At 39.9% G+C, this 2,958-nt stretch carries 3 protein-coding genes; 2 read left to right on the plus strand and 1 reads right to left on the minus strand.

Annotated elements, in window-relative coordinates; genetic code table 11:
- Positions 1–116: 116 nt before the first annotated feature.
- Positions 117–1,202: an alkene reductase gene (locus H5072_RS15785; protein ID WP_182694058.1), complete on the minus strand. Its 1,086-nt coding sequence runs from the start codon at positions 1,200–1,202 to the stop codon at positions 117–119.
- Between the two features lie 180 nt (positions 1,203–1,382).
- Here H5072_RS15785 and H5072_RS15790 point away from each other — a divergent pair, with 180 nt between their 5' ends.
- Both H5072_RS15790 and H5072_RS15795 read left to right on the plus strand, forming a co-directional pair.
- Positions 1,383–2,159 (plus strand): hypothetical protein, encoded by a 777-nt coding sequence (locus H5072_RS15790; protein ID WP_182694059.1) that lies wholly within the window; start codon positions 1,383–1,385, stop codon positions 2,157–2,159.
- A gap of 67 nt (positions 2,160–2,226) precedes the next feature.
- Complete coding sequence (locus H5072_RS15795) at positions 2,227–2,751, plus strand: CIA30 family protein (RefSeq protein WP_182694060.1); 525 nt, start codon at positions 2,227–2,229, stop codon at positions 2,749–2,751.
- The last annotated feature ends 207 nt before the right edge of the window (positions 2,752–2,958 follow it).

Here is a 2,958-nt window from a genome sequence, read left to right on the forward strand (position 1 = left end):
CTTACGCGTTTTTTATTTTTTGCTCAAGGTAAAGCTAATAGAATCAGTGCACAAAAAAGGGCTGCATAAAATGCAGCCCTTCATGTTTTTACTCAATGTTAATTACTTACTAGCAATTATACCGTTGGATAATCGGTGTAGCCTTGTTCTGCGCCACCAAACAAAGTGTCGGGGTTGTGGCTGTTAAGAGGCTTGCCTTGCTTTAAGCGTGCTGGTAAGTCTGGGTTTGATACAAATGGGCGACCAAAACCAATCATGTCGGCCCAGCCTTGGCTAAGTGCTTTGTCTGCGCGCTCTTTTGTGTACTTGCCTGCGTAAATTAATACTCCACTGTAGGTTTTGCGAATCGATTTTTTAAATTCGACACTCATTAAAGGTGCGTCATCCCAATCGGCTTCGGCTATATGCATGTAACCTACACCGGCTTTATTTAATGCCTCAGAAACCGCTAAGTAAGTTTCTTCAGGGTTTTCGTCTACTGTGCCATTAAGAGTTGTTAACGGGGCAAGTCTTACGCCTACTTTACTGCTACCAATTTCGTCGCTAACAGCATGTACCACTTCAATTAAAAAGCGTATGCGGTTTTGCACACTGCCGCCATATTCATCGGTGCGAGCATTTGACTCTGAGTCTAAAAATTGATTAATAAGGTAACCATTTGCAGCATGAAGCTCTATGCCATCAAACCCTGCATTAACTGCATTTTTAGCTGCTTGGCGAAATTCGCCTATGACATGCGTAATATCTTGTTTGCTCATTTCGCGTGGGAGTTGGGTGTCTACAAACCCCGGTGCGCCGTTTGTATCTACAAATACTTTTACGTCTTTTGCAGCAATGGCCGATGCTGAAATAGGCTGCACGCCACCAGTGTTGTCACTGTGGGTAACACGGCCAACATGCCAAAGCTGAGCAAACATCACTCCACCAGCGCTATGTACTGCGCTTGTTACTTTACTCCAGCCTGCAACTTGCTCATTTGAATAAATACCCGGAGTCCAAGCGTAACCTTTACCAAGCTCACTAATTTGTGTGCCTTCGCTTACAATTAGTCCGGCACTTGCGCGCTGTGCGTAATATGTTGCCATTAAGTCGTTAGCTATATCGCCAGGCTGTGTTGAACGCGAGCGAGTCATTGGGGGCATAACAATACGGTTTTTTAATGTTTTACCTGCAAGTTCTATTGGTTCAAAAAGTAATGTCATAATGCCTCCTAAGTTTGATTGCGCTCATAATAACGTAACCAAGCACATGCAAAAACAACAAAAACTGCAAAATAGTTTTGTTGTATCTGCAATAAAGCCACAAAGTAAAACACATTAACTTTAGGTGAACTAAATGTATTTTATTGACTCTTAACAGCACTATTAAGTTGAGGGTTTGATGTGAATAAAGGGAATGCATGGCCGTGGGTTATCTCGTTGTGTATACACGCTATTGTGTTGTACTTTTTGTTTTCGCAATCTATTAAAGTTGCGCCGCCAAAGGAGGAAAAAAACGCAATAATACAGGCCTATGTTACGGTTAATTTAGCAAGCCTACCTAAGCTAAGCTCAGTTGTTACAACAACCAATGCGCCTGATATAAAACCTGTAAACACTAAAACTGATGCACCAAATTCAGCGACCTCTAACACTACACCTATAAAAAAAGATTCTACAAAAGCCAAAGTAAGGGTAACTAAAAAAACGCAAGCCAAAACCATCACGTTACCAAAGGCACAAACAGAGCTTAAAAAAGCCCCTGTAAAACCTGTTGAACCCCTGGTAGCAGCGCCTTCAGAGCCTACAACAAAAGCTTCTCAAACATTTAAAAAGCTAAATCCATACGCGCCGCTATTTGGCTCTCCTGTAAATAATATGACTCATAAAAAAATGGTCTCCTTTGGTGAAGATAAAAGCTCTGAAAATGAAGAGATAAACAATAAGCCCACATTTAAAACGCCAGTAAAATCTGATAATTCAGAAGTTATTAGCCAAAATACAACAGGCACACGACGATTAGAAAAATTTAACGGTAAATGCTATTTAATTGATACTTCAACCGTATTTGGTAGTAATGGCATGCCTCAAGGTAGCGGTAAACCCTGTCCTGAGGATAAAAATGATAAAGAAATTATGTTTGAAAAAATCATGAAAAAATGGAGCCGTAAAAATAATTAACTTTAAATAAGTGAACAAATAATATGTTTATCCGTATTGATAAGCTTAAAGTAATTAGGAGTAAGCCATGATCACCAAACAACTATCCTCACTTTTTGTATTTAATTTATTAGTTGTAAGTGCACAAGCTAATGCAAACCAGCGCTGGTACGTTGTTAACGACTCAGTAATGGGCGGTGTATCTAATAGCCAAGTAACACAAACTCAAGAAAGTTTGCTTTTTACAGGCAATGTTTCGCTTGATAATAACGGCGGTTTTGCATCAATACGTACAGAGCTAAGTACACAAAGCCAAAATACTAAAGCTATAGCGCTGCGTGTTAAAGGTGATGGACAAATCTATCAGCTTAGGCTCAGAACTACCAATTACCTTGATGGCGCAGCGTACACTCACTCATTTAAAACAGTAAAAAATGAATGGGTAGATATAAACTTTGCTCCGAGTGATTTTACTTTAACGTATCGCGGTCGCGTGCTTGAGCAACAACCTATTATTGATTTTGATGATATAAAACAGCTAGGCTTTATGATTGCAGGCAAGCAAGAAGGTAAGTTTAAACTTGAAGTGGGTAAAATTGAGTTTAAAAGCTAATCAAGCAGCAAGCTTTGGCATTGAGCGGTGTAATCATGAGCGCGAATGGTTGCGCTACTTTCGGTGTACTATTTAGCCCTACTAGCAAAAAGCCCCACTTTATTAAAGTAGGGCTTATACCAATTTATTAAACTAACTCATTGCTTACTTAGTGCTTTAGTTATCTTGTGAGAGCGCAATAAGTGCAAGCGCCGCATTTAGACGAGT

It is taken from the genome of Pseudoalteromonas sp. SR45-5 (genome assembly GCF_014163565.1).
In the GTDB taxonomy this organism is placed as follows: domain Bacteria; phylum Pseudomonadota; class Gammaproteobacteria; order Enterobacterales; family Alteromonadaceae; genus Pseudoalteromonas; species Pseudoalteromonas distincta.

What these genes read in the sequence shown, in the direction of transcription:
- H5072_RS15785 (WP_182694058.1), bottom strand. Translation starts at nt 1,202, where the DNA reads ATGACATTACTTTTTGAACCAATAGAACTTGCAGGTAAAACATTAAAA.
- H5072_RS15795 (WP_182694060.1), top strand. Translation starts at nt 2,227, where the DNA reads ATGATCACCAAACAACTATCCTCACTTTTTGTATTTAATTTATTAGTT.